Source organism: Bradyrhizobium sp. USDA 376 (assembly GCF_054063675.1).
Map to the genome: position 1 here is coordinate 3,578,044 of NZ_JBSSGN010000001.1, position 17,925 is coordinate 3,595,968.

At 65.0% G+C, this 17,925-nt stretch carries 18 protein-coding genes; 7 read left to right on the top strand and 11 right to left on the bottom strand.

The window, feature by feature from the left end:
* Window positions 1-6 precede the first annotated feature (6 nt).
* A complete protein-coding gene (locus tag ACVJ19_RS16755) occupies window positions 7-945 on the top strand; it encodes an acyltransferase domain-containing protein (protein WP_453950154.1) in 939 nt (312 codons plus the stop codon).
* A 221-nt stretch (window positions 946-1,166) separates the two neighbouring features.
* On the opposite strand, the gene ACVJ19_RS16760 is transcribed toward ACVJ19_RS16755, so the two are convergent.
* The 7 genes from ACVJ19_RS16760 to ACVJ19_RS16790 form a co-directional block, all read right to left on the bottom strand.
* The gene (locus ACVJ19_RS16760) at window positions 1,167-2,183 is read right to left on the bottom strand and encodes a helix-turn-helix domain-containing protein (RefSeq protein ID WP_453950155.1); all 1,017 of its coding nucleotides are present in this window, start codon (window positions 2,181-2,183) and stop codon (window positions 1,167-1,169) included.
* A gap of 277 nt (window positions 2,184-2,460) precedes the next feature.
* Entirely contained in the window at window positions 2,461-3,573 is a 1,113-nt protein-coding gene (locus ACVJ19_RS16765) for a biotin/lipoyl-binding protein (protein WP_453950156.1), read from the bottom strand.
* Window positions 3,574-3,584: 11 nt separating this feature from the next.
* Window positions 3,585-3,788, bottom strand: coding sequence for a DUF1656 domain-containing protein (locus ACVJ19_RS16770; RefSeq protein ID WP_453950157.1), 204 nt, complete (start codon window positions 3,786-3,788; stop codon window positions 3,585-3,587).
* Window positions 3,785-5,638, bottom strand: a complete 1,854-nt coding sequence (locus ACVJ19_RS16775; protein WP_453950158.1) for an FUSC family protein — start codon at window positions 5,636-5,638, stop codon at window positions 3,785-3,787. Before ACVJ19_RS16775 ends, ACVJ19_RS16770 begins: the two co-directional genes overlap by 4 nt.
* Window positions 5,639-5,804: 166 nt before the next feature.
* Entirely contained in the window at window positions 5,805-6,188 is a 384-nt protein-coding gene (locus tag ACVJ19_RS16780) for a response regulator transcription factor (protein WP_453950159.1), read from the bottom strand.
* Between the two features lie 106 nt (window positions 6,189-6,294).
* Window positions 6,295-6,954, bottom strand: coding sequence for a response regulator transcription factor (locus ACVJ19_RS16785; RefSeq protein ID WP_453950160.1), 660 nt, complete (start codon window positions 6,952-6,954; stop codon window positions 6,295-6,297).
* A complete protein-coding gene (locus tag ACVJ19_RS16790; RefSeq protein WP_453950161.1) occupies window positions 6,951-8,828 on the bottom strand; it encodes a PAS domain-containing sensor histidine kinase in 1,878 nt (625 codons plus the stop codon). Before ACVJ19_RS16790 ends, ACVJ19_RS16785 begins: the two co-directional genes overlap by 4 nt.
* Window positions 8,829-9,193: 365 nt before the next feature.
* Here ACVJ19_RS16790 and ACVJ19_RS16795 point away from each other — a divergent pair, with 365 nt between their 5' ends.
* The 4 genes from ACVJ19_RS16795 (at window position 9,194) to ACVJ19_RS16810 (ending at window position 11,145) form a co-directional block, all read left to right on the top strand.
* Entirely contained in the window at window positions 9,194-10,141 is a 948-nt protein-coding gene (locus tag ACVJ19_RS16795) for a helix-turn-helix domain-containing protein (protein ID WP_456739401.1), read from the top strand.
* Window positions 10,138-10,467, top strand: coding sequence for a hypothetical protein (locus ACVJ19_RS16800; protein ID WP_453950163.1), 330 nt, complete (start codon window positions 10,138-10,140; stop codon window positions 10,465-10,467). Before ACVJ19_RS16795 ends, ACVJ19_RS16800 begins: the two co-directional genes overlap by 4 nt.
* A gap of 127 nt (window positions 10,468-10,594) precedes the next feature.
* A complete protein-coding gene (locus tag ACVJ19_RS16805; protein ID WP_080135511.1) occupies window positions 10,595-10,756 on the top strand; it encodes a DUF2934 domain-containing protein in 162 nt (53 codons plus the stop codon).
* A gap of 113 nt (window positions 10,757-10,869) precedes the next feature.
* Window positions 10,870-11,145: a DUF2934 domain-containing protein gene (locus ACVJ19_RS16810; protein ID WP_453950164.1), complete on the top strand. Its 276-nt coding sequence runs from the start codon at window positions 10,870-10,872 to the stop codon at window positions 11,143-11,145.
* Window positions 11,146-11,710: 565 nt separating this feature from the next.
* Here ACVJ19_RS16810 and ACVJ19_RS16815 read toward each other — a convergent pair.
* Entirely contained in the window at window positions 11,711-12,538 is an 828-nt protein-coding gene (locus tag ACVJ19_RS16815) for a ParA family protein (protein ID WP_453950165.1), read from the bottom strand.
* Between the two features lie 826 nt (window positions 12,539-13,364).
* Here ACVJ19_RS16815 and ACVJ19_RS16820 point away from each other — a divergent pair.
* A complete protein-coding gene (locus tag ACVJ19_RS16820; protein ID WP_453950166.1) occupies window positions 13,365-13,577 on the top strand; it encodes a hypothetical protein in 213 nt (70 codons plus the stop codon).
* A 123-nt stretch (window positions 13,578-13,700) separates the two neighbouring features.
* Here ACVJ19_RS16820 and ACVJ19_RS16825 read toward each other — a convergent pair whose 3' ends face one another.
* Window positions 13,701-13,991 carry a hypothetical protein gene (locus ACVJ19_RS16825; RefSeq protein ID WP_453950167.1) on the bottom strand — a complete coding sequence of 97 codons (291 nt, stop codon included), beginning with the start codon at window positions 13,989-13,991 and terminating at the stop codon, window positions 13,701-13,703.
* An 86-nt stretch (window positions 13,992-14,077) separates the two neighbouring features.
* On the opposite strand from ACVJ19_RS16825, the gene ACVJ19_RS16830 reads away from it, so the two are divergent.
* Window positions 14,078-15,370 (top strand): c-type cytochrome, encoded by a 1,293-nt coding sequence (locus tag ACVJ19_RS16830; RefSeq protein WP_453950168.1) that lies wholly within the window; start codon window positions 14,078-14,080, stop codon window positions 15,368-15,370.
* A gap of 231 nt (window positions 15,371-15,601) precedes the next feature.
* On the opposite strand, the gene ACVJ19_RS16835 is transcribed toward ACVJ19_RS16830, so the two are convergent.
* Both ACVJ19_RS16835 and ACVJ19_RS16840 read right to left on the bottom strand, forming a co-directional pair.
* Window positions 15,602-15,895, bottom strand: coding sequence for a hypothetical protein (locus ACVJ19_RS16835; RefSeq protein WP_453950169.1), 294 nt, complete (start codon window positions 15,893-15,895; stop codon window positions 15,602-15,604).
* 4 nt (window positions 15,896-15,899) lie between these two features.
* Entirely contained in the window at window positions 15,900-17,870 is a 1,971-nt protein-coding gene (locus ACVJ19_RS16840; protein WP_453950170.1) for a 4Fe-4S binding protein, read from the bottom strand.
* Between the last annotated feature and the right edge of the window lie 55 nt (window positions 17,871-17,925).

Here is a 17,925-nt window from a genome sequence, read left to right on the forward strand (position 1 = left end):
GCGACCATGACACTCGCGATCCTTTGCTCGGGACAAGGCAGGCAGCACCGGGAGATGTTCGCCCTTACCGGAGATGCGCCGGAAGCCGCGCACCTGTTTGCACACGCCGCGACATTGCTGGGCGGCAAGGATCCGCGCGATTTCGTCCGCGCGGAGCCCGATGAGGCCCTGCATCGCAACCGAGCCGGCCAGATCCTGTGTACCTTGCAAGCGCTGGCAGCAGTGGCCGCGCTCGGCGATGCCATTCCACATGGCGTCATCATTGCCGGCTACAGTGTCGGCGAGGTCGCGGCCTGGGGCGTCGGCGGCCTGTTCGATGCGATCGCCACGCTCGACCTCGTCGCGCGCCGGGCTGAGATCATGGATGCGGCGACGCACGCCGGCGACGGGCTGATCTTCGTCCGCGGTCTTTTGCGAGAGCAGGCCGATCGTCTTTGCGAGCGCCACGGTGCAGCGATCGCTATCGTCAATCCGGGCGATGCCTTTGTCATCGGCGGTGGCCGGGAGGCGTTGAACCAGATCGCCGCAGACGCGCGGGCGATGCACGGCGCGAGGATCGTTGCCTTGCCGGTCGAGGTTGCCTCCCACACCCGGCGGCTCGCTGGCGCATCTGTGGAATTTCGCGAGACCTTGAATCTGACGTCGGTGTCGTTCCCGCCGCGGACCGCTGCGCGCATTCTGAGCGGAATCGATTCCGCTCCGGTCGTCTCGCGCGAAACCGGTCTCGACAAGCTTGCCGCACAGATCTCGCAAACCGTGCAATGGGCCGATTGCCTGCAAGCCTGTGTCGAAGCGGAGGCGACGGAGTTTTTGGAACTCGGGCCGGGACATGCACTGAGCGGCATGGCCGCGGAAATCGCGCCCGGACTTCCGGCGCGCTCGCTGGACGATTTCAGAAGCCTCCAGGGCGTCCGCACCTGGCTCATGCGTCACCTCAGCTCCTAGAGCAGGCAAGTCCCGAAGCGACGATACGGTCGATCGCGTTGTGGTGTCGAAAAAAGGGGGCCGTCCTTTGGGGGAGGACGGCCCCTAAAATGCTCGTTGCCCAGGGAGGAGGAAGGCTCGAGCCGTGACTTGGGGGTCTTGAGTCACGTAACACGCACACCATCGCCGATCCCGCAGCCAGAGTATTTCACGAACCCCTGCTGTTTCTCATTTCGCATGATTCAAGAGAGGTCCACCCCCAACGCGCGCGACATGGCCTTGTGCGCCGACGCGGGATCGCTGTGCGAGCGGATGGACGAAGCCGACGCGTTCCGCACGGCGCTCCGCCAGCGCGCAGGCGTGTCACCCGTCATGCGCTTGAAGACGGTCGAGAAATGCGCTTGCGTGCAGAAACCGACGGCGAGCGCCACCTCGGCCAGGGGCATGTCTGAGCTCGATAGTATCGATTTGGCGCGTTCGACGCGCTCGTGCAGCAGGTACTCTCGCGGCCGGTAGCCCGTCGCGACGCGAAACTGGGCCGCGAAGTGCATGCGGGACAGTCCCGCGACCTTGGCCAATTGGGACAGGCTGATGCAGTGCTCGAAATGTGTTCCGACATACTCCTCGACGCGCCGTAGCCGCCATTTCGCCAGCGCGTTGACTCTCGTGTGCGGACGTTCGTGCCGGGCAACGTGCATCGCCAGCGTCCGGCCGATGCAGCGGGCAAATTCGCGGTCGGCCAGATGGCCGTGTTCGGTGAGCGCCTTCGCGAGCTGCTCGGCAAAGGGGTCGCGGAGCAGGACGAGATCGTTGAGGATCTCGGGCGAGGCAGGATCCGCTCCCGGCCTCGGGCATGGAAAATAGACGCTGGCGGAGGCGTGGAAATGCAGGAAATCGTACGGCGCGCAGAACTGCGCACTGAGCTGCTGCGAGGGTGCGCCGACATACAGCGTGCCTGCCGGCATGATGCCGTCGAAGATGATGTGACGGCCTCTGCTCAGTTTGAGGCGGGTCGTCTGCAAGGCGATGGCGAGGAAGAATCGGTCGGCGGGCGTCGTCGCTTCGTCCTGCTTTGTGCCTGTTTGCGTGCAGACCCAGCGCGAGATCGTGATGTCTTCCGGAGCGGTGCCGGCATGTTGGCCGGACTGGCGCCATCTTCGTTCGCAGGGAAGTGCGCGCGCCCCTAGCGGGGAATCGGGTTCGTGACGGGTGGGTTGACAGGTCGACCAGGCGCCGGCCGCTTGCAGATCAGTGAACATCGTTCGCCCCGTGTCCTGGATTCTGCTGCCGTCGTCGGCTCGCAGAATGCAATTGGCTCATGCTCGAACGATAAGTCTGAAGCCGTCGCAAGGCTCGTTACGGATGCTTAAAGCGTGTTAGATCTTGCAAGTGCAGCAAGGTGCGACCGGCTGTCGCAAAGGCTTCAATTGGACCAAAGCGATCAAACACTTGGAGCGAGCGCCCGGTGTTAGCAGGCGACGCGGACCGAAGAGACGCGAGGTGCGACTCGCCTAGGGTCAGGTGTCGTGGCCAGCTTCAGGGCAGGCGCGGCGAAGTGTCGATACCGGGCGTAAGGCCAGGTGCGATCTTCTCTGCCGGCGGAACCGCGGGCTCGCGTGTGTAGGGAAGCGTTTCAATCTCGGGGCGCTGCTGCGATGCCGCCTGCAGGCAATCGGGGCGGGGCGGACGTCCCGCGCCGAACAGATCGAAGACGGGATCGACGAAGCTCGCGCGGAACCGGTCGAACCAGGTTTGTCCGGCGCCCTCGGATGGCTGCCGGATCGTCACCGTCGCTGTCATGCCGGAGACGAGCGGCACATCCGGCGGCACGGTGTCGATGGCGAGGCGAACCGGTACGCGCTGCGCCAGCCGCACCCAGGTGTAGATCGGATCGACGTTGGGCAGGCCTTGCGTGCCCGCGGCGGCGTTCGAGGCGCTGATGCCGCGCGTCACGGTCTTCACATGTCCGAGTATTGGCTTGGGATAACCGACCAGTTGCGCTTCGGCACGATCGCCGACGCAGACCCGCGCCATCTTGGTCTCCTCGAAATAGCCGTCGATCCAGAAGCTGTCGGAGTCGATGACGGAAACGTTGCTGACGCCGGTGACGGCATAGTCGCCCGCACGCAGCAGCAGATTGGTGACGTAGCCGTCGACCGGACTGACCACGCTGGTGCGCTTCAGGTTCAGCTCCGCCTGCGCGAGCTGGTGCGCCGCCGCCTCGTAGGCAGCTTTCGCCTGCGCCGCATTGCCGGCATAGATCTGCTGCTCTTCGGGCGTCGTCGCAAGATCGGACAGGTGCTGGCGCCGGTCGAACTCGGCCTGCTTGACCACGAGGTCCGCGGCGCGCTGGTCCATCAGCGCCTTGTCGACGCGGACGGCCACCTCGAAGTCGAAGGGATCGATGACGTAGAGCACGTCGCCCTTGTGGACGAACTGGTTGTCGGCCACACGCAGCTCCACGATCTTGCCCGCAACCTGCGGCGCGACGTTGGCGACCTGGACGCGGACGGTGCCGTTCCGCGTCCACGGCGCGGTGACGTAGTGCTGCCAGGTCGCAACCGCTATCACGACCGCGACCAGTGCGATGCCGACGGTCGCAAGATGCTTGCCGGCACCGCGGATGAAACGGGGCACCGCGACGTTCATGACTCTTTCTCCTAGAAGAACAGTGCGAGCAGGCCGAACATCGCAACGTAGAGACTGAGCTCGGCCAGCGAGGGGTTGCTGAACAATCTTGCGAATCCGACCAAGCGCAGCAGCGGACGGAGCAGCAGGAACAGAAGCAGCGCGATTGCCGCGTAGGAGACGATGGGGGCGATGAGCACGCCGCCGACGACCAGCTCCCGATAGGTGCTCGTCATGGCCGTTCGCCCTGACTTTCAGACTGTGACGGTGCGAATGCGCTGCTCGCCGCAATCATTGCGATGGCCGAATTGGCGGACAGGTGGCTTCGCGCTGCCGCCTGGCGCAGCGCCTCGGCAGAAGCGAGGATGGCGCCGTCGTTCCCGCGCGCGAGGGCCTCTCGCGCGTTCTGCGCCGCGCCGGCGAGCGGCCCCTGTCGCAGCAGGTCCAGTTCGGCGCGGCAACGCCGCAAGGCTTCCGCCTGGTCGAAACAGTGGATCGCTTGGGCCGTGATCCGACCGTCGAGAGGCAAGGCGCCGTTTGCGGTCAGGATCTGTTCGATCCGCGCCGCGTCGCGAAACGCGGCTTCCTCCGGCGCGACGTATCGGGTTTGTCCGCGATCGAGATGGCCCAGCTCGCGCCTGGCCTCTCCCAGCAGTAGCAGAACCCGCCGGTCGCCCGACAGGGGAGGCAGCAGCATCTGCGCCGCGAACACGAGCACCGCCGACAGGCAGGCAAAGAGGCTCGTCACCAGGAACACCTCGGGGTCGTAGCTCTGCGGATTGGTCGGTGTGAGGACGGCGATCGTGAACACCAGGACGAGGCGGCCGAGGGATGACAGCGTGGGGTTCGGCAGCGAGATCAGCAGCGCGAGGCCGATGACGACGGGCGCAAGGCCGATCGCCAGCAATTGAAATTCGGACACGCCGTTGAAGACGAGGTATTTCAAGATGCCGGCCAGCGCGCAGGCGATCGGCATTGCCGTCACCGCCACCAGCGCGAAGTTTCGTGGCGCGGGCGAAATCGAGCTGAGCCCGATGATCGCCGCGACGAGCGAGAGGCAGAGCTCGGTGGCCGGCCAGCCTGTCAGCACGAAGAAGAGCGCGATCAGCGTGAACGAGATCGCGGCCCGTGCGGCGGTTTCCGCCGCGATGCGGCGCGAGCGATAGAGCGGCGCGCGCCATGCATGATGCGGGCGTGTCCCCTCACGCAGCGCATCGAGGCTGCTGCGCACCTGCGCGTTCTTTCGGTTGATCTCGGCCTGGAGCCAGGACCGGGACGTCGCTATCAGCCCGGCTGTAGCCGGGGAGGCGGCGGGGAGTGCGGTGAGCATGCGACCGAGCGAGAGCGCGCTGACGAGGTCGACCAGCGCGGCGCGCGCGGCTGCGGTCCTTGCCGTGCCGATGCTCGATTCCGTCACAAGGCTGGCGATCTCCGGATGCTGTGCCGCGATGTCATGTAGCAGGCTCGCGGCAGCCGGCGCGGAGGCGCGCTCGGCATCTTGCGCGAGGTCCGTGACCCCGCGGTACAGCGCCTCGATGCGGCTTGCCAGCACCGGATGGTAGTTCGGCGCGGCCAGAACCTCGTTCACCAGCGCCACTGCAAGGACGCCGATGCCGATGGCGGCGCCGCGTGCGACGCCGGCCGGGAACACCTGCAGCGGCGTGTCGATCTGCTGGATGGCGACGAGGGCGACGGTGATGCAGCAGATCACCGCCGCATAGGCGCGATTGCCGTCCAGCATCCCGGCGACATAGACGCAGAGCCCGACCCAGATGCCGAGCACCGCGAGCAGGAGACCGTCGGTCTGGGAAAACAGGCCCGCGATCGCGATCGATGCGGCAACGCCGATGACGGTTGCGAGCAGCCGGTAGCCGGCCTTCTCCATGCCCTGACCGCGTGTCGGCAGGGCAAGGACGGCCACGGTGAGGGCGGACGACGACGGCGATTCCAGCTCGAGCCAGAAGCTGACATAGAGCGCGAGCAGCATCGCCAGCCAGACGCGCAGCGCGAAGGCCCACGAGCTCGCGGGGAATCCGGCGAAGACCAGCGGGCGCGGCGCGGCAGCACTGGCGGCGTTCACTGGCATCGTGCCTCATCCGTTTCGGCAGCGCGTGCCCGCCCTGCCGATGTCGACAAAATCGACGGCGACTATGAGGTTTGCCGGGCCTGCCGGTATTTCCGGTCGACCAACCCGGTTGCCAAAATGCACGCTTGGGGGACGAGGGTGCCGGGCGAGCGAAGGGACGGATCGATTACGGCGCTGCGCCGTGGCCTGCCAGCGCGTCCTCGAGACAGCGGATGATCTCGTCGCCGCTGGAAGGCTTGCCGAGAAAGCAATGCGCGCCGGCGGCCATCACGCGCTGACGTACGGCTTCGCTCGGAAATGCCGTCATGAAGATGATCGGGAAGCGGCGGCCGGAGGCGATCAACTGGGCCTGTAACTCATCGCCGGTGATCACGGGCATCTGGATGTCGGCGATCATGCATGCCGGATCGTCTCCCGGCGCATGCCGCAGGAAGTCGACGCCGGACTCGTAGGCATCGGCCTCGTAGCCAAGCGAGCGAACCAGGCTCGCAAGCGAAGTGCGCACGCCCTCATCGTCGTCCACAATCGCAATCACGGGGGTTTTGGCCATTCGCGCACAATCCTGACCGCGGTGTTCCGCAAGGCAAGGAGGATATCTCCCGTTGCGCGGCCGATGAGGCGTTATGCACCCGGGGGTAGGCCCGGCGGAATTATACTCAGGTTTGGTCCGTAGACCTGCGGGTCTGGGAGACCCCGAGCGCCTCGGCCTTGCGAACGAGGTCGGCCAGTGACCTAACCCCCATCTTGCGCATGACGTTCCCGCGGTGGATCTTGACGGTGATCTCGCTGAGGCCGATCAGGGCGGCGACCTGCTTGTTCATCAGGCCGGCGGTGACATGGCCCATCACCTCGCGCTCGCGCGCCGTCAGGGTCTCGTACTGAGCCCGGATGTCCTCCTTGGTCGCGGCTTCGGCGCGGTGCAGCGCATCGCGCTCGAGCGCCGCCGTCACGGCGTCGAGCATGTCCTGGTCGCGGAACGGCTTGGAGAGGAAGTCGACGGCGCCGGCCTTCATGGCGCGCACCGACATCGGAATGTCGCCATGGCCGGTCATGAAGATGATCGGATAGCTGATGCCCTGCCGGACGAGCTGGCCCTGCAGATCGAGCCCGCTCACGCCGGGAAGACGGACGTCCAGCACGATGCAGCCGGGGCCGTCGGGCAGCGAGCTGCCGAGCAGTTCGGCCGGCGAGCCGAACAGCCGCGTCTCGAGGCCGACGGATCGGAACAGGCTGTCGAGTGAGGCGCGGATGCCTGCATCGTCGTCGACGATGATGACGATTGCGCTGGAGGGTTGCGCCTGGTTTGGTCGTGTCATGGCAGGGCGTGTTCTTGGCTATATGGCAGGGTCAGGTGGAATGTCGCTCCCGAACCCGGGGTGCTCGCCACCGACAATCGGCCGCCGTGAGCTTCCACCGTCGTTCGGCAGATCGCAAGCCCCATGCCCATTCCGCCATTCTTCGTCGTGAAGAACGGATCGAACAGGCGCGGCAGGTCATCAGGCTGGATGCCCGGGCCGCTGTCCTGCACCGTGATCGCGAGCGTCTCGCCGTCCACGGTGCGCGCGCGCAGCGTGATGGTGCGGGAACCGGGCCGGCCCGACATGGCCTGGCCGGCATTGATCAGAAGATTGACCAGGACCTGTTGCAACTGAATCCGGTCGCCGCGAACCGGCGGCAGGTCGGGCTCCGTCTCGACGACGAGGGCGACGTCGTCCTTGGCGAGCTCGCGCGCGACCAGCGCCGTCGCCTCGTCGATGATCTCGCCGATTTGCAGCACATCCTGCTGGGCCGGGGCCTTCTTCAGGAAGGTCCGGATGCGGGTCACGACCTCGCTGGCGCGGCGGCCCTGTGCAACGACATGGCCGATCGTGGTCGCAACCTCCTTGAGATCGGGAACGTCGCGCCGCAGCCAGCGCAAGCCGGCTTCGCCGCTGGTGACGATCGCCGCCAGCGGCTGGTTCACCTCGTGCGCAATGGAGGCGCTGAGCTCGCCGAGGGTGGCGACGCGCGCGGCATGGGCGAGGTCGGCCTGCGCCGCGAGCAGCGCGTCTTGCGCCTGCTTGCGCTCGGTGATGTCGACGACGAAGACGAGAACGTCATGGTCTTCGTCGGATCGGGGCGAAAAGGTGATCGTGAACAGCACGGGGACCTTGCGTCCGTCGAGCCGCACCAGCTCGGTCTCGCCTTCGTGGAACCGCTCTCCTTGCGCGAATGCGACCAGCGCGTCGAGGAAGCTTCGATCGTTCTCGCCCAGCAGCTTGTCCACGTTCTCGATGAAGGCCGCAGAGCTGCCTGCTCCGGCCATCTTTTGCAGGGCCGGATTGACGTCGACGATTCTGGCAAGCCCGCGGGCATGCCGAACGAAATCGGGATGCCGCGCCAGATATTCGCGCAGATCCGCCCCGCGCGTCGGTAGCGAATCCAGCGCGGCCCGCAATCCGCTCCAGTCTTCCTCGACGACGCCGATCCGGGTTGCGTCGAACATCCGGCGATATCGCTGCTCGCTCTGCACCAGCGCGCTGTGCGCCGCCACGCGGTCCGTGACATCGGTGTGCGTTTCGAGCACCGACGCAGGTTTGCCGAGATGGTCGTGCTGCAGGGCCCATCGGGCATCGACGACGAGTATCGAGCCGGCCTTCGTCCGCTGCTTCACCCTGCCTTCCCATCGCCCGGTATCGAGCAGGCTGGTCTCGATGACTTCCCGCCGGTCGGGATAGCTGGTCCCTAGCAGTCTGTCCGCGAGCTGCCCGAGCGCCTCGTCGGCGGACCAGCCGTAGGTCTGTTCCGCAGTCTTGTTCCAGAACGTGATCATGCCGCCGCGATCTCTGACGAAGATCATGTCATGCGAGAGATTGAGCAGGCGCGCCTGCGCCGCGAGGCGCGTCGTGGCGGCGTGATTCTGCAGCACCAGCAAGGTCGTGATCCCGATGGCCGCCAGACTCACCAGCGCGCGAAGGGCAGGCGAGGCGATCGTCTCCAGATCGTGCGAGATGAGGTAGGCGCTGATGGTCAGGACGATGCAGCCGGCTGCGGCGATGATGATGTCGTTGCGCCGGTTCGTCCGCGCCGCAAGCAGGATCGCGACGACGTAGAGAACGGCGACCGCGCCCTCGAGCGGCGTCAGCACGTCGACCATGAAGACCGCGAAGGCGAGAGCGGCGGACCAGAACCGCAATCCGGCGCGGCTCATGGATGAACCCGTGGGCCGATCAAGCTTCGTCATCGTCGCAGGCGGTGTGTCTTCTCATTACAGCGGCGTTGATGCCGCGATTTGATCGCGTCCACAATATCCAGCCGGGTGATTTTCGTGCTCTCTTGGAAGACCTCGTGGGAAGTTGAATTCGGCGCGGGTTCCGACAAGGGATGTCCCCTTAGAACAAGGCTGATCGGTGATCGCATCGATCGCGGGCGCGTCAACTTACCGCAGGCGCGCCGGACCGCCGGACCGCCGGGCTCGCGCGTCGGTGGCGCGCGCTCGTCCGGTGACTGCGCTTGCGATCATACCTAGGTATGACGCGGTCAACCCGAGACCTTATCCATGCACCCCCGCGTAGAATGGAGCGCGCGGATCGCCGAACTACTCTGCACCCATCGCATTCGGGCAAGCCTGCCAGGCATTGCCGCTGCGAACTGGGACAAGGAGTTTCGACGATGTCGCTGCAGATGTCATACCCGCAAGCCGCCAAGGATCATGTCGCCGCCGCAATCGACGTCTCGTCGATCGGCGGCTCGCAGTTGCGGCCATCGAAACGTTCGCCGCGCTCCGGCGAGGAGGCGATGACGCTCTCCCTCGTCCATCTGGATGTCGCGCTGGCCATCGAGGCGCCAGCGGCGGACGTGCGAGGATCGGCCGCAAGCGGGCCGAGCTTCAGGGTGTCCGCGAAACGCCTTGCGCGCGCGTCCGCCGAGTCCGACCGGGAGAGGGGTGCCGGGGAGGTCGCGGACCCCGTGATGCGGCGCCTCTCGGATGCGCTCGCGGCCACCAAGGCCATGCACCATCCCCATTCCGCCATCCTTGTCGACGCGTTGCATCTCGCCATGCTGACTTGCAAGGCCAGCCGGCGGACGGTGGTCAGTGGCCAGTCCGAGCCGGCCGAGGGCGACCGCGAAGGCCAAGCCTGCCGGACGGTGCGCTCGCTGCAGAAATGGCGCCTCAAGCGCGTCATGCAGTATATCGACGACAATCTGGACGCGAAGGTCACCTTGCAGCATCTGGCCGCCGTGGCCGGCCTGAGCCGGATGCATTTTGCCGCGCAGTTCCGGGCAGCCGTCGGCATGCGGCCGCACGACTATTTGCTGAAGCGGCGGATCGAGCGGGCCCAGGAATTGCTGCTGCGGGCCGACGCCTCGCTCGTCGACATCGCCTTGACCGTCGGGTTCCAGACGCAGGCTCATTTCACGACGGTGTTCAAGCGCTTCGCCGGCGATACCCCGTATCAATGGAGGAGCGCCCATCTCGCGCAATTTCTGCCGATGCCGCGCATCGAGGCGAGGCCGTCATGAGCAGCCTCAGTATTCAAGCCCTGTTGCTGTCACTGCTCGGCATTCACTCGGCGCTGACGCACCACGAGATCATGGCATTGTTGGCGATCGCTCGCGGTCTCGGCGCCTCCTATCGTTTCGCATCCTCGGAGCCCGGAGCAGGCGTCTTCTACGGCCGCGTCACTCTCAGCTTCTGCAGGCTCGTCGCCGGCGGCATCGCAAATTATGCATCGATGGGGGCGTTGATCGACCTGCCTGGGCGCGAATTCGTCGCGCTCGCGAGGGGAACGGGTTGCGCGGGGCAGCGCGTCGGGCCCTGGGCGCGCCGGGTCGCTACGCCAGACTAGGAACTCTTGCGAACCGTCAACGCTTGAATCCGCGGGCCAGATTCGCTGCCGAGCGCTGGCCTGCACGGCCCGCCTCCAAGCCCCCCCATACCTGAAGGGCGGGCCGTGCTCACAGGAGGAGATGCAATTGTCCGAGCCGACCGAGCAAGAGATCAGAGAACGCGCGCACCGCCTGTGGGAGCAGGCCGGCAAGCCCGAAGGCCGCGAAGAGGAATTTTGGCGCGCGGCCGAGCAGGAGCTGCGCAACGAGGACAAGTCGAACACGCAGCGGACGCCGGATACGCTGTGACCGACAAGACCGTCCTGCGAACAGCATCCCAGGGAACAGAACTTGCCGGAAAGGAATTCTGTGTCTGAACGGCACGGGCTCTGAAACAACCTGTTCCTACGGCAGTGTTCGCAGTGGACGAGCGGCAGAACATCGAGCGCCAGATCGAATTCGCAACGCGAGCGGCCGCGCTCGTCAAGGACGAGACCACGGGACAGCGCTTCAGAAGCTTCGCCGAGGAGCTGAAGCGAAAGCTCCTTCGCATGATGCGGCGCGGCGAGGTCCGCACGCGTGCGTACGAGCTCTGGGAGCAGGCCGGCCGACCGGCGGATCACGACCTGGACTTCTGGCTCGAGGCGGAGCGGCAAATCGAGGCAGAACGCGAGGAGAGGAAGGGCCCGAGCGCCTGACCGGAGTGACAGCTGCCGGCTCCCGCCGGTACCCGGATCGGCCGCAGGCCGCGTCGCCGGCTTCGGTTGGCGTTTCCCCGGCGAGAAAAAGCCGCCGGGTTCTTCGCCCTGGCGGCTTCGAAAAGTCCTTAAGCTGTTGATCGCCCCGCAGCCTCGTGCGTACCGCCGTTACCTTGTTTGCGGCCATGCCTCTTCCTTGTAGGCGGTGGCACCTGATTCTGCTGTGACTTGAATCACACAATGGAAATGATGTCGGGGGAGGCGAAGGTGCCGCGCGGTTCAAGATCGGCCTTGTTCGTCGCCGCGATACCTGTGGCGGGGTAGCTCAGCTGCTGGTTAGAGCACAGGAATCATATGCAGCTTTCCGCGCTACACCTCAAGGATTTGCGGTTGTCCGGAGCGAGACGCTCGGAATTGCTGTGACGCTCGTCTAAGGAACATTTAACGCTTGAGAGGGGGCCGGCGGATGTCGTTCCACGGTCGCCGCCTGTGAGTTCTTGTCTCTACCTGTGGTTTTGATACGCTCTACGTTTCACCTTCTAAAGGCATGTTAGTATGATTTCAGCTACAGACATAGTGGAGATGCACGAAACTTTGAGCGATTGGTTCGCGGAGGGCGAAGACCCCATTTCACCGCCCGGTGTGAAATCTCGAGAACTGCTGGAATCTGCGGCTGGCCGACCGGACCAGACCGTTGGGGGGAAGGATGCGTAACCGGTACAAGAATGTGGCTGCAAGCATGTAGAGCACATAAAGTTAGGAATGAACTGCTCGGGTTGCAATCCAGTGTAATAACTTTGTAGTTTATTTTTTCTGATTCGACGAATTTTAGAAATCTTTCCCGGACCTTATCGAGCTTCTTGCTGTCATTCATCAGACTGTATTTGACCAGTCCGAAATCACCCGGGATGACGTCAAGCGTGATCGTCGGTGCTTTAGTGAAATGCAGAAACGTATGATTTAGCGATGCGGCTGCTGGTGGGGGGACGCTAGACGTGGCAACATCGAAAAGCCCCACGCTCGACGGTGGCTCCATGACCGGCAAGATCGTCTTTCCGCTGTTCTTTAGTTTGTCGTACACACTCCGAGTGAACAGCGCTTGCGTAAGGTTGAATTGGGGGTCCAGATCGAGCAGCAAGGTAGCCGCTCGTCGTCGTTCGAAGAGCACTCGGAAGATGTTTGCGCTTAGCGTTGTTTTTCCAACGCCGCCTTTCATATTTAGAACAGCAACGACCGGAACGAAGGGCTTTTTCTTCATAACGAGCCAAATACCATATAAAGAATAATGATTCCGAGGATAGCGCCTCGATTGCTTGATGTCACGGTTGCAACCAAGTTGGATTTCGCGGTCCACAGGTATCGCAACGTCAAATCTAGAGCAGAGGGCGGTCATCCCGCCGGCTCGAGATCAGGATTGCAAGCAATGATCCGTCGGGCAAAACACCCGCCACCCCGTCAACCCCTCCTCGCAAAAATATTCCACTTTACCGAAATTCGGAAATATCGTATGTCTCGCCCATCCCGGCTCATCCTTGAGGGGCGATCATGTGGTCGTCATTTTCGCGAGCCGGGCTTGCGGTGGACGCGGCAGTGTCGGGCGCGAGTGGCCAGGGGCGGGGCGGATTGCTCTCCGTGAGCCCAAGGCTTCGTGCGGACGAACGGCGCTGTCAGGTTCGTCTCGTCTGTAAGTTTCCGGCTCCGTCGACAGGGCTGGAAAAACTGCGGCGAAATGGCGGGCCGTGCGTACGGCAAAACCGTGTGGTCCTGGCCGTCGTTGCTACGGTCAAGCTCTTGCGGATGCGGCCCTCGCGTCAACCGGCGCGGTGCCGGTGAATTCCGTGAGAGTGAGGGAGGCCAGAAGGAATTCGGCTCCCGGGAGAGCACGGCATAAGCCGTCCAACCATCGCGCAGGGAAGGCCGAGTGATTGGCTCCACCTGTATGCTGCTGTGCGGTCTCCTTTGCGCACCCTTTCGCGCAGCGGACCGCAGGTGCCGGCCGGCACCCGGCCTTCCCTGCGCCCTCTTGGCTTCGAGGGTGGAGCGATCAAGCAAAGCTCGGGCGAAATCAGCCGCGAGAATGCAGAGCTGCGTCTGGCGAGCGCGGCGCAGGCCGCCCCAGCGGCGATCAAGAGAACGAGAGGTGTGAGGGATCTCACACGGGGAACTCGAGTCCTGCACTAGTCAGAGCTTCGACTCTCCTCGAACCAACGGAGGTTCGCATGAAGTTCCTGATGATCTCTGCCCTGGCCGTGCTGACGGTTGTCGTGGCCGCGACGAATATGTTGCGATCGCATCCGTTACCGGCGAGTCGCACATCGACGGCAGGGATGCCTCCGGTGCAGGAGATGCAGAGGCAGGCGCACCAGCGCGGACTTCCGGTTCAAGATCTCGCAGATCGATCTCTGGTGTTTCCAGGGGGAACGCAGCAGTAGCGAGACTCCTGCCGTCGCGTTTCAACCAACAGTGATCGAGCTGGACGTCCTGCACGGATCGCATGTCTTCGAACAATGCGGCCGGTCGGGTCGCGCGTGCCCGCAATTGCTGCGCGCGCGGTCTCAAGGACTCAGGAAAATCGGGTTGATCCAATTGGGATCGCCGGGCAGCTCCGGGGATGGAAGCCGGTGGACGTCGGCTAAGAGGATAGCCACGAGCGTCGCTAACACGGCGACGATGTAGACGAGCAGTGGCGATGCCTCCTGGGTGCCGGGATCGCGATGTCGCGGCGGCAGCGCGCGGAAGTGCCACAACCGCGAGATGAATTGCCGATAGGATTTCGGGTGTAGCTGCATATTCGGCCTCGGTCCATGAGGCGCCGTAGGCCAGACTGCGACCACGTTGATCGCCATTCAAGGCGCCGCTTGTCGCACCTGGAACCGGATATGAGCTGCCGTCGTTGAGCTGGATCAAGGGGGGCGTTCTTGCCCAGAGGCCAATGTTGACGCGCTTGCGTCTTGCCGTCGTCCTTCTGACGGCATCGCTGCTTCTCCCGCTGCGGCCCGCGCAGGCGCAACTGGCGGGGCACGGCGGGCCTGTCCGCGCGATCGCCGTTTCGGTCGATGGCAGGATAGTCTTGTCGGGCAGCTTCGACACCGCAGCCATCCGGTGGTCGCTGGCAACCGAGTCCGCCGAACAGGTGCTTCGCTTCCATTCGGGTGCGGTGAACGCGGCTGCCTTTCTCGGCGACGGACGAATGGCGACGGCTGGTGCGGATGGCCAGATTGCCATCTGGACGCCGGGCCGGCCGCAACCGGACCAGGTTGTCGAGGGGCACACGGGGCCCATTGTCGGGCTCGCCGTGTCTCCCGATGCATCGAAGCTCGCATCGGCCTCGTGGGACCACACCGTGCGGATCTCATCGCTGTCCGATGGCGCAACGCGCGTGCTGCAGGGCCACTCGCAAGCTGTGAACGGCGTGGCGTTTGCTCCCGATGGACAATCGCTGGTGAGCGTTGGCTACGACCTGACGGTGCGGATCTGGCCCCTGCCGGACGGCAGCCCCGAGACCATCGTGATGCCGGCACCGCCGAACGTCGTCGCCATCTCGCCCGATGGCGAAATCGTCACCGGCGCGGCAGACGGCAAGCTGCGCATGATGACCGCCGATGGCAGCCAGACCGGCGAGGTCATCGTCGCCGCCAGGCCGGTCGTCGCCCTGGCGATATCGCAAGACGGCGCTTGGCTGGCCACGGGGGCCATCGACGGCACTGTCGCGATCGTCGATCGCAAGGCGAGGCGTGTGATGCGCACGCTCGCCGGGTCTGGCGCGCCGATCTGGTCGGTCGCGTTCCTGCCCGATGGCGCGACGCTGCTGACCGGCGGCACCGACGGCAAGATCAGGCGCTGGAATGCGCTGACCGGCGCGGCGATCGGGTCGAACCTGCTGGGCACGCCGGCGGATCCGCTCGCGGCCTATGCCGGCGATCACGGCGCCGAAGTCTTCAGGGCCTGCGTGGCCTGCCATACATTGTCGGAAACCGAGGTCCAGCGTGCCGGGCCGACGCTTGCGGGACTGTTCGGCCGGAAGATCGCCTCGCTGCCGGGTTATCGCTTCTCCGACGCGCTCAAGGCGATGGATATCGTCTGGACGCCGGAGACCGTCTCAAGACTGTTCGAGATCGGGCCGAACGCCTACACGCCTGGCACCAAGATGCCCGAGCAGCACATCGGCTCGGCCGAGGATCGCCGCGCGCTCACGGATTTTCTGGCGCGTGCGACGTCGAAATAGCTGCCGGCAACGACGCTCTAAACCACGACGAGATTAGGTTTGGTGTAGCAACGAGGGAGGTGCGCTCCCTCTCCCGCTTGCGGGAGAGGGTCGGGGAGAGGGTGTCTCCGCAAGCAAGAACCCCCGTGTGGAGAGAACCCTCACCCGGCGCTTCGCGCCGACCTCTCCCGCAAGCGGGAGAGGTTGGAACGAGCCCGCGGTCGGTCGATTCAATCTAAAGCCATTTCCGCTCTAATAGGCCGGCCATTGCTCCACGGGAATATCTGTCAGATCCGGCTTCTCCACGAGCATACGAGCGACGTCGATGCTGGGATGCTCCTTGAGCGCCGTCACGACACACTGGTTGACGTATTTCCGGCGTGACAGCCACTTGATCTTCTTGCCCTTTGCCTCGGCCTTGCAGGCGACGATCGCCTGCTTGAGCGCGACCTTTTCCGCCTTGGTGAGGGCGGCGGCCTCGACGGCCGTGCCGGCGGAAACCGTGATGGCAAGGCACGTCGAAAGACCCATCATGAAACGAGGCATGCGGCTAGTCCTTGTTCTCGCGTTGACGCAGATAGTCGTCCGTCGTCCGTGGCGGCGCGCGCTCCGGAACGTCCTGGATCGGATCGAACTGCTGTTCGCTCATGACGATGACGCGGCAATCGGCGCACATCCGCAAGGCCTCGGTGCGGCGGTCTCCGGCGGGATACATCCAATGGCGCCCCTCGAGCTTCGTCGCGATCCGATCGATCGTGCTCTTGACGCCGAAGGGCGTGCCGCAGCGAACGCACAGGGCCGGTTCTTCCTCCTTGATCACCTGTGCCGGCGCGCGCCTGGCCCGGAAGTCGATCTGCGGGGTGAGCGTGATGACTTTCTCGGGACATGTGCTCTGGCACAGACCGCACTGCACGCAGGCATCCTCCACGAATTTCAGGACGGGCCGCTCGGGATCGGCGCGAAGCGCGCCGGTTGGGCAGGCCGAGACACAGGACAGGCACAGCGTGCAACCGCTGACGTCAACGGTGACCGCACCGATCGGTGCGCCCGCGGGCAAGGCGATCACGTCGACAGGCTTGGGCGCGAGGCGATGCAATTCACTGAGGCCAAAGCGAAGCAGGTCGCCGCGCTTGCCGACCGTCCGGAAAGTTGCAGGCGTTGCGAGGCTGGCGAGGGGGCCAATCCCCGTCAGCTGGTCTGCCAGAATGTCGGGATCGTCGGTTTCGATCGTGGCCACGCGGCGGCCGTCAAATCCGAGCCCGGCAAGAATGGTCTCGGCCATGGCGATCGTCTGCAATAACCCGGTGATGGCGTGCCGCGGCTTGGCGCGCAGCAGGAACCGCACGGCCGCCGCGCCATACGCAAATGCGCCGATGACGGCCTCCAGCCCGACCTGCGTCAACTCGTTGACCGCGAGAGGCAGCACGTTGGCCGGCAATCCGTCGCCATGACGGGCGAGCGCGTCGATCAGCGGCGTGCCGTGCCCGCTGTCATGCAGCAGCAGGACCGGATCCGCACCGCCGGCTTCGCGGTAGGCGAGCAACATGGCGCGAAGGATCTGCAACTGGGTGTCGGCTGGCGGCAGCGCGTAGGACGCAGCTCCCGTCGGGCAGGCGGCCGCGCATTGCCCGCAACCTGCGCAGACCTCTGCGTTGACGGCGACATGGTCGCCGGCCGGCGTGATCGCACCGGTCGGGCACAAATCGAGGCAGCGATGGCACCCGGTCAGCTTCGAGCGCGAATGCGCGCAAAGGCTGGGTGTGAAGTCGACATATCTCGGCTTGTCGAAACGTCCGACGAGGTCGCGCGCGGCAAGCACGGCACGCAGCACGGCCGCGGGATCTCTCGGGTCCGCGCGGAGATAGCCGTCCCGCACGTCGTGCGCAGGGAACAGCGGCGAATCGCCGGAGAGGTCGAGCACGAGATCGCAGCGTGAGGTCGCCCCATTGCGCGGGGTTTCGAACACGAAGCGGTCGCGCGAAGACGGGCGCGGCTGCGCGTAGCCGTCGATCGTGAGCTCGAATGCGCCAAAATGGCCCCGCGCGTTGCGGATCGTGCCCTTCACGATGGGGAACACCGCCGCGGCAGGCGGCGTGACGTCTGCCGGCTGCTTGAGCATGACCGTCACATCGAGATGATCCGCGAGCAGTCGCCCGGCTTCGATCGCGGCCTCGTCCTGCCCATAGATCAGGATGACGCCGTCACTCGACAGCGAGACAAGCGGATAGTCCGGTGCGGGAATATCGGCCGCCGCAAGCAGCGCCGCCATCTTCGCGCCCGCATTCGCGCCGTCGCGCGACCAGCCGGCCGTTTCGCGGATGTTGACGAAGCTGATCCCGCTGGGGCGTTCGCCGCTCTCACCGCTGAACTGCGCCGCCTGCTGCGTGCAGGCAACCGTCAGCGGGCCGTCCGCCTTTGCCGCGTTGCGGAAATGATCGAGCTCCGCGCCGCAGAGATGACGATAGCTCTTGATCTCGCAGGTGGGGCATCCGCGCCGGATCGTGGCCACGTCAAGGCGCATCGTGTCTTCACACGAGCAGATCAGGACGGTTTTCGCTGGCTGCTTCAGGTCAATC

What these genes read in the sequence shown, in the direction of transcription:
- ACVJ19_RS16795 (WP_456739401.1), top strand. Translation starts at nt 9,194, where the DNA reads ATGGAGCGCGCGGATCGCCGAACTACTCTGCACCCATCGCATTCGGGC.
- ACVJ19_RS16790 (WP_453950161.1), bottom strand. Translation starts at nt 8,828, where the DNA reads ATGAGCCGCGCCGGATTGCGGTTCTGGTCCGCCGCTCTCGCCTTCGCG.
- ACVJ19_RS16800 (WP_453950163.1), top strand. Translation starts at nt 10,138, where the DNA reads ATGAGCAGCCTCAGTATTCAAGCCCTGTTGCTGTCACTGCTCGGCATT.
- ACVJ19_RS16760 (WP_453950155.1), bottom strand. Translation starts at nt 2,183, where the DNA reads ATGTTCACTGATCTGCAAGCGGCCGGCGCCTGGTCGACCTGTCAACCC.
- ACVJ19_RS16780 (WP_453950159.1), bottom strand. Translation starts at nt 6,188, where the DNA reads ATGGCCAAAACCCCCGTGATTGCGATTGTGGACGACGATGAGGGCGTG.
- ACVJ19_RS16820 (WP_453950166.1), top strand. Translation starts at nt 13,365, where the DNA reads ATGAAGTTCCTGATGATCTCTGCCCTGGCCGTGCTGACGGTTGTCGTG.
- ACVJ19_RS16840 (WP_453950170.1), bottom strand. Translation starts at nt 17,870, where the DNA reads ATGCGCCTTGACGTGGCCACGATCCGGCGCGGATGCCCCACCTGCGAG.
- ACVJ19_RS16755 (WP_453950154.1), top strand. Translation starts at nt 7, where the DNA reads ATGACACTCGCGATCCTTTGCTCGGGACAAGGCAGGCAGCACCGGGAG.
- ACVJ19_RS16815 (WP_453950165.1), bottom strand. Translation starts at nt 12,538, where the DNA reads ATGACCGCCCTCTGCTCTAGATTTGACGTTGCGATACCTGTGGACCGC.
- ACVJ19_RS16785 (WP_453950160.1), bottom strand. Translation starts at nt 6,954, where the DNA reads ATGACACGACCAAACCAGGCGCAACCCTCCAGCGCAATCGTCATCATC.
- ACVJ19_RS16770 (WP_453950157.1), bottom strand. Translation starts at nt 3,788, where the DNA reads ATGACGAGCACCTATCGGGAGCTGGTCGTCGGCGGCGTGCTCATCGCC.
- ACVJ19_RS16765 (WP_453950156.1), bottom strand. Translation starts at nt 3,573, where the DNA reads ATGAACGTCGCGGTGCCCCGTTTCATCCGCGGTGCCGGCAAGCATCTT.
- ACVJ19_RS16830 (WP_453950168.1), top strand. Translation starts at nt 14,078, where the DNA reads ATGTTGACGCGCTTGCGTCTTGCCGTCGTCCTTCTGACGGCATCGCTG.
- ACVJ19_RS16835 (WP_453950169.1), bottom strand. Translation starts at nt 15,895, where the DNA reads ATGCCTCGTTTCATGATGGGTCTTTCGACGTGCCTTGCCATCACGGTT.
- ACVJ19_RS16825 (WP_453950167.1), bottom strand. Translation starts at nt 13,991, where the DNA reads ATGGCGATCAACGTGGTCGCAGTCTGGCCTACGGCGCCTCATGGACCG.
- ACVJ19_RS16775 (WP_453950158.1), bottom strand. Translation starts at nt 5,638, where the DNA reads ATGCCAGTGAACGCCGCCAGTGCTGCCGCGCCGCGCCCGCTGGTCTTC.